Genomic DNA, 4,857 nt, shown 5'->3' with positions numbered 1-4,857 from the left:
TGTTCTTGGTCTTATGTCTTGAGATTAGACCTTTTTCTCCGGGATGCCGATGAGGCGGCGGCGAAATGCGGTCCGATGGGTCGCCTAAGGAGGCCAAAACAGCCTGAAAAGCGCAAGGGGGCTGTGGAAGGAATGTTGCGGTGCGAAATGATTGGCCTCCGCCGAGGGCGGACGATTACCGCTCCACGGTCGCCCTGCGCTCGAGCAACAAGAGACTCAGCATCACCAGGAAGGCGAAGGCCAACAGCCCACCGGAAAGCCAATGGGCCTTGCTCCAGTCCAGGGTCTCGACCAGCCGGTAGATCTCGATCGACAGCACCTGGGTTTGGCCGGGTATGCCGCCGCCCAGCATCATCACCACGCCGAACTCCCCCACCGTATGGGCGAAGCAAAGGATGGCGGCGACCGCATAGCCAGGGCGAGCCTGGGGCAGGGCGACCCGCCGGAACGCCTCCCAGCGCGACGCCCCGAGGGTCGCGGCGGCCTCCAGCGGCTCATCCCCCATGGCGATGAAGGCGTTGCGCAGCGGCTGTACCGCGAAGGGCAGGGAATAGATCAGCGAGCCGATCACCAGGCCGCTGAAGGTGAAGGCCAGGGTGCGTACACCGAACGGATGCAGCAGGGTCATCAGCGGGCTGTGGGGCCCCAGGGCGATCAGCAGGTAGAAGCCCAGCACCGTCGGCGGCAGCACGATCGGCAGGGCGACGATCGCGCCGACCATCGGCTTCCAGGGCGACGCCCCCCGGGCTAGCCACCAGGCCAGGGGCGTGGCCAGGATCAGCAGCAGGATCGTGGTGATCCCCGCCAGTTTCACCGTGAGCCAGACGACCTCGATCATGCCCGCCTAACCCGCCTCATAGCCATAGCGGCGGATGATCGCCTTGGCCTCGCGGCTCTTCAGGAAGATGAGGAAGGCCTTGGCGGCGGTGTTGTCGGCCCCGGTCTTCAGCAGCACGGCCTGCTGGTCGATCGGGGCGTGGCGCGCGGCCGGCACGATCCAGCGCGAGCCGCCGGGCGTGTTGACCACCTGCGACAGGGCCACGAATCCCAGCTCCGCCGCCCCGGTCTGGACATACTGATAGGCCTGGGTGATCGAGGCCCCGGTGACGAGCCGGGTTCGGAGTCGACCGTCGACCTTCAGGCTCGCCAGGGTCTCGATGGCCGCACGGCCATAGGGCGCGGTCCTGGGATCGGCGATGGCCAGCTTTTCAAATCCGCCCTTGGCCAGCACGGCCCCCTTGGCGTCGACCAGACCTGGCGTCCTGCTGAACAGCACCAGCCGTCCGGTGGCGTATGTGAAGCGCGCGCCGACCATCGCCAGGCCTTCGGCCTCGGTCCGCAGCGGACGTTCGGCGTCGGCCGACAGGAAGGCGTCGAAGGGGGCGCCGTTGGCGATCTGGCCGTACAGTTGCCCTGAAGATCCGAAGCTCAGCGTGACCCTGTGGCCGGTCCTGGTCCTAAACCGCGCGGCGAGCACCTGGGCCGGTTCGGTGAAATTGGCGGCGACGGCGATCCGGGCCTCGCCCGCAACCGCCGGTCCGGCCGTCAGGGACAGGGCCCAGAGCAGGACGGCGACCAGGCGCGACCGAGGATTCAGCATAGGCGGGCTCGCGATCGGACGTGGCGCCGACGGCGCCAATTGGATATGTAGTTTGACTACATAACGCTATTTTCCCAGGCCGGGCAGGCCCATTCGTGCGAGGCTCCAGATGTCCGTGGACGGCGATCTCAGCGCCAGTCTGACCGTACGGCGCGGCGCGGCGGCTCGGGTCGGGCTGGAGCGGATCGCCCTGGTCGAGGCGATCGCCGAGCTGGGCTCGATCACCGCCGCCGCCCAGCGGCTGGGCCTAAGTTACAAGGGCGCCTGGGACGGGGTGCAGGCGCTCAACACGCTGTTTGACGCGCCGCTGGTCGTCGCGCGCCCGGGTGGTCGGTCTGGCGGCGCGGTGGCGGTGACTCCCCGGGGACATGCCGTGGTCCGGGCCTTTCGCGAGGTCGAGCGAGAGATCGCCGCCGCCCTTTCTCGACTTGAGGCGGGTCTGGAGCGATCGACCAGGGCCGAGCCCGGCCCGTTGGTTTGGTCCCCCGGCATGCGCACCAGCGCCCGCAACGCCCTGCGCGGCGTGGTGGTCCGGATCGATCGCGAGGCGGTCACGGCGCGCGTGACGCTGTCGCTGGGCGAGGGCGCTGATCTGGTGTCGAGGATCACGCGCCGCAGCCTGGATGACCTGGACCTGGCGATCGGCAAGCCGGTGATCGCCCTGGTCAAGTCCAGCGTCGTCACCCTGGCGGGCGCGGTGGACGCTCAGGCCGGCGACAACGCCCTCGAGGGCGTGATCACCGATCGCCAGGACGGCGAAACGGTCAGCGAGATCACCCTGGCCCTCGGCGACGGCGGCGCCCTGGTCGCGACGATCCGGCGCGAGGCGGCCGACACGGGGCGCCTGATGATCGGCGACCGGGTCACGGCGCGGATCCAGCCCTCGGACGTTCTTTTGGCCGTCGAATAGGTCCATCCACGTTCAAGCGGGAGGACCGCCGGAAAGTCGCCGGAATCATCGGCTTCAACCGGGATGCACTTGTCGTCCGCGTCCCGGCGTTCTACGCCGCTGGATCGGCCTGTTCGGGGAACTTCATGAAGCTTGCGTCCACCGCCATCGCCCTTGCGCTCGTCGCGACCTCGGCCGCCTCGGCCCAGACGGTTTCCGACTGGCGCACGCCGGACCCGCAAAACGTTCTGGTGGTGGAAACCAGCAAGGGGCGGATCATCGCCGAGCTGTCGCCGGAGACCGCGCCCAACCACGTGGCCCGAATCCGCGAACTGACCCAGGCTGGATTCTATGACGGGCTGAGCTTCTTCCGGGTCATCGACAGCTTCATGGCTCAGACGGGGGACCCCGACAACACCGGCGGCGGCGGCTCGGACAAGCCGGACCTGACGGCGGAGTTCACCTTCCGGCGCGGCGCTTCCTATGCGCCGGCCGGCAAGATCGGTTCCACCGAGGTGGGCTTTGTCGGGGCGCTGCCCGTCTGGAGTCAGAACAGCGCTCTGGCCGCCATGATGGCCGACGGCAAGGTCGGGGCCTGGGGGGCCTTCTGTCCCGGCGTGCTGGGCATGGCCCGCGCTACCCCGCCCGACAGCGCCAACAGCCAGTTCTTCTTCATGCGCCAGGCCTATCCCTCGCTGGACAAGACCTACACCGCCTTCGGTCGGGCCCTGACCGGCCTGGAGGTCATCCGCGCCATCAAGGCCGGCGAACCGGTCGCGGCCCCGCAGGACAAGATGCTGACCGTACGCCTGCTGGCCGACCTTCCCGCCGCCCAGCGCCCGGTCGTCCAGGTGATGGACACCCGCGGCAAGGCCTTCGCCGCCCTGGTCGACAAGCGTCGCGCCGAACTGGGCGTGGCCTTCACCCTCTGTGACGTTGAAATTCCGGTGCAGGTGAAATGAACGCTCTGATTCCCTTTGCCCTGGCCCTGCTGGTCTCGACCGCCGGCGCGCACTCCGTCTTGGCCGCGCCCAAGCCCGACGTGTGGCGCACGCCGGATCCGGACACCGTGGTGGTGATCGACACCACCCAGGGCCGGGTGATCGTCGAACTGGTCGCCGAGGCGGCGCCTTTGCACGTGGCGCGATTCCAGGAATTGACCCGCGAGGGCGTCTATAATGGCCGCACTTTCTTCCGGGTGATCGACCGGTTCATGGCCCAGACGGGCGATCCCGACAACACCGGCGAGGGCGGCACGAAGAAGCCTAACCTCAAGGCCGAGTTCACCTTCCGCCGCGACGCCGCCAGCGGTTTCGTGGCCGTGGCCGAGCCGGCCGGGACCCAGGTCGGCTTCGTCAAGGCCCTGCCGGTGATCAGCCAGCACTGGAGCTGGAGCGCGGTGACCAGCGACAAGAAGGTGGCCGCCTGGGGCACCTATTGCCCCGGCGTAGTCGGCATGGCCCGCGATGACGACAACAATTCGGCCAACAGCCAGTTCTTCCTGATGCGCCAGCCCTATATCTCGCTGGACAAGCGCTACACCGCCTTTGGCCGTGTGCTGTCGGGACTTGAGGCTGTGCGGGCAATCAAGACAGGCGAGCCCGTGCCCGCGCCGCAGGACGCCATGCAGACCGTACGGCTGCTGTCGGACATCCCGCAGGCCGAGCGGCCCATGGTGCGGGTGCTCGACACCGCCAGCCCGCGCTTCGCCCGTACCGTCGCCAAGACCCGCAAGGCGAGGGGCGCTGATTTCTCGGTCTGCGACATCGAACTGCCGGTCGAGGTTTCCGTTCCGGCGAAAGCGGGCTAGAAGCCCCGGAACATCATAATCCAAGGGATGACCATGTCGGCTGACCTCGAAAACACCCTGCTGCTGACGCTTGAGACCGGCACGGTCACCATCAAGCTGCGCCCCGATCTGGCTCCGGGCCATGTCGAGCGCCTCAAAGAACTGGTCCGCGAGGGCTTCTATGACGGCGTGGTCTTCCACCGCGTGATCCCGGGCTTCATGGCCCAGGGCGGCGATCCGACCGGCACCGGTCGCGGCGGTTCGGCCAAGCCGGACATCAAGGCCGAGTTCTCCAAGGAGCCGCATGTGCGCGGCGTCTGCTCGATGGCCCGCACGCCCGATCCCAACTCGGCCAACAGCCAGTTCTTCATCTGCCTGGATGACGCGACCTTCCTGGACGGCCAATATACCGTCTGGGGCCAGGTGACCGACGGCATGGACTTCGTCGACGCCCTGCCCAAGGGCGAGCCGCCGCGCGAGCCGGGCAAGATCGTCAGCGCCAAGATCGCCGCTGACGCATAGATCTGAAGGGCCCCGGGAAACCGGGGCCTTTTTCGTTAGGGGCGGCCCGTGCCAGGG

At 68.0% G+C, this 4,857-nt stretch carries 6 protein-coding genes; 4 read left to right on the top strand and 2 right to left on the bottom strand.

Translation table 11 applies throughout. From position 1 onward, the window contains the following. Window positions 1–175: 175 nt before the first annotated feature. Both modB and modA read right to left on the bottom strand, forming a co-directional pair. On the bottom strand, window positions 176–838 hold the full coding sequence (gene modB / locus CSW58_RS11740; RefSeq protein ID WP_099447407.1) for a molybdate ABC transporter permease subunit: 663 nt from the start codon (window positions 836–838) through the stop codon (window positions 176–178). Between the two features lie 6 nt (window positions 839–844). Next, window positions 845–1,600 carry a molybdate ABC transporter substrate-binding protein gene (gene modA / locus CSW58_RS11735; protein ID WP_099447406.1) on the bottom strand — a complete coding sequence of 252 codons (756 nt, stop codon included), beginning with the start codon at window positions 1,598–1,600 and terminating at the stop codon, window positions 845–847. Between the two features lie 109 nt (window positions 1,601–1,709). Here modA and CSW58_RS11730 point away from each other — a divergent pair, with 109 nt between their 5' ends. From CSW58_RS11730 to CSW58_RS11715, 4 genes are all read left to right on the top strand, one after another. After that, on the top strand, window positions 1,710–2,510 hold the full coding sequence (locus CSW58_RS11730) for a TOBE domain-containing protein (protein WP_099447405.1): 801 nt from the start codon (window positions 1,710–1,712) through the stop codon (window positions 2,508–2,510). A 125-nt stretch (window positions 2,511–2,635) separates the two neighbouring features. Further along, window positions 2,636–3,451: a peptidylprolyl isomerase gene (locus CSW58_RS11725; RefSeq protein ID WP_099447404.1), complete on the top strand. Its 816-nt coding sequence runs from the start codon at window positions 2,636–2,638 to the stop codon at window positions 3,449–3,451. Further along, the gene (locus CSW58_RS11720; protein ID WP_099447403.1) at window positions 3,448–4,299 is read left to right on the top strand and encodes a peptidylprolyl isomerase; all 852 of its coding nucleotides are present in this window, start codon (window positions 3,448–3,450) and stop codon (window positions 4,297–4,299) included. Before CSW58_RS11725 ends, CSW58_RS11720 begins: the two co-directional genes overlap by 4 nt. 33 nt (window positions 4,300–4,332) lie before the next feature. After that, window positions 4,333–4,800 carry a peptidylprolyl isomerase gene (locus CSW58_RS11715; RefSeq protein WP_099447408.1) on the top strand — a complete coding sequence of 156 codons (468 nt, stop codon included), beginning with the start codon at window positions 4,333–4,335 and terminating at the stop codon, window positions 4,798–4,800. Window positions 4,801–4,857: the final 57 nt, after the last annotated feature.

This window comes from Caulobacter sp. B11 (assembly GCF_002737765.1).
Lineage (GTDB): Bacteria > Pseudomonadota > Alphaproteobacteria > Caulobacterales > Caulobacteraceae > Caulobacter.
Note: the sequence above shows the minus strand (reverse complement) of the source record. Positions and strands in the feature narration are given on the sequence as shown.

What these genes read in the sequence shown, in the direction of transcription:
- CSW58_RS11730 (WP_099447405.1), top strand. Translation starts at nt 1,710, where the DNA reads ATGTCCGTGGACGGCGATCTCAGCGCCAGTCTGACCGTACGGCGCGGC.
- CSW58_RS11715 (WP_099447408.1), top strand. Translation starts at nt 4,333, where the DNA reads ATGTCGGCTGACCTCGAAAACACCCTGCTGCTGACGCTTGAGACCGGC.
- CSW58_RS11725 (WP_099447404.1), top strand. Translation starts at nt 2,636, where the DNA reads ATGAAGCTTGCGTCCACCGCCATCGCCCTTGCGCTCGTCGCGACCTCG.
- modB (WP_099447407.1), bottom strand. Translation starts at nt 838, where the DNA reads ATGATCGAGGTCGTCTGGCTCACGGTGAAACTGGCGGGGATCACCACG.
- modA (WP_099447406.1), bottom strand. Translation starts at nt 1,600, where the DNA reads ATGCTGAATCCTCGGTCGCGCCTGGTCGCCGTCCTGCTCTGGGCCCTG.
- CSW58_RS11720 (WP_099447403.1), top strand. Translation starts at nt 3,448, where the DNA reads ATGAACGCTCTGATTCCCTTTGCCCTGGCCCTGCTGGTCTCGACCGCC.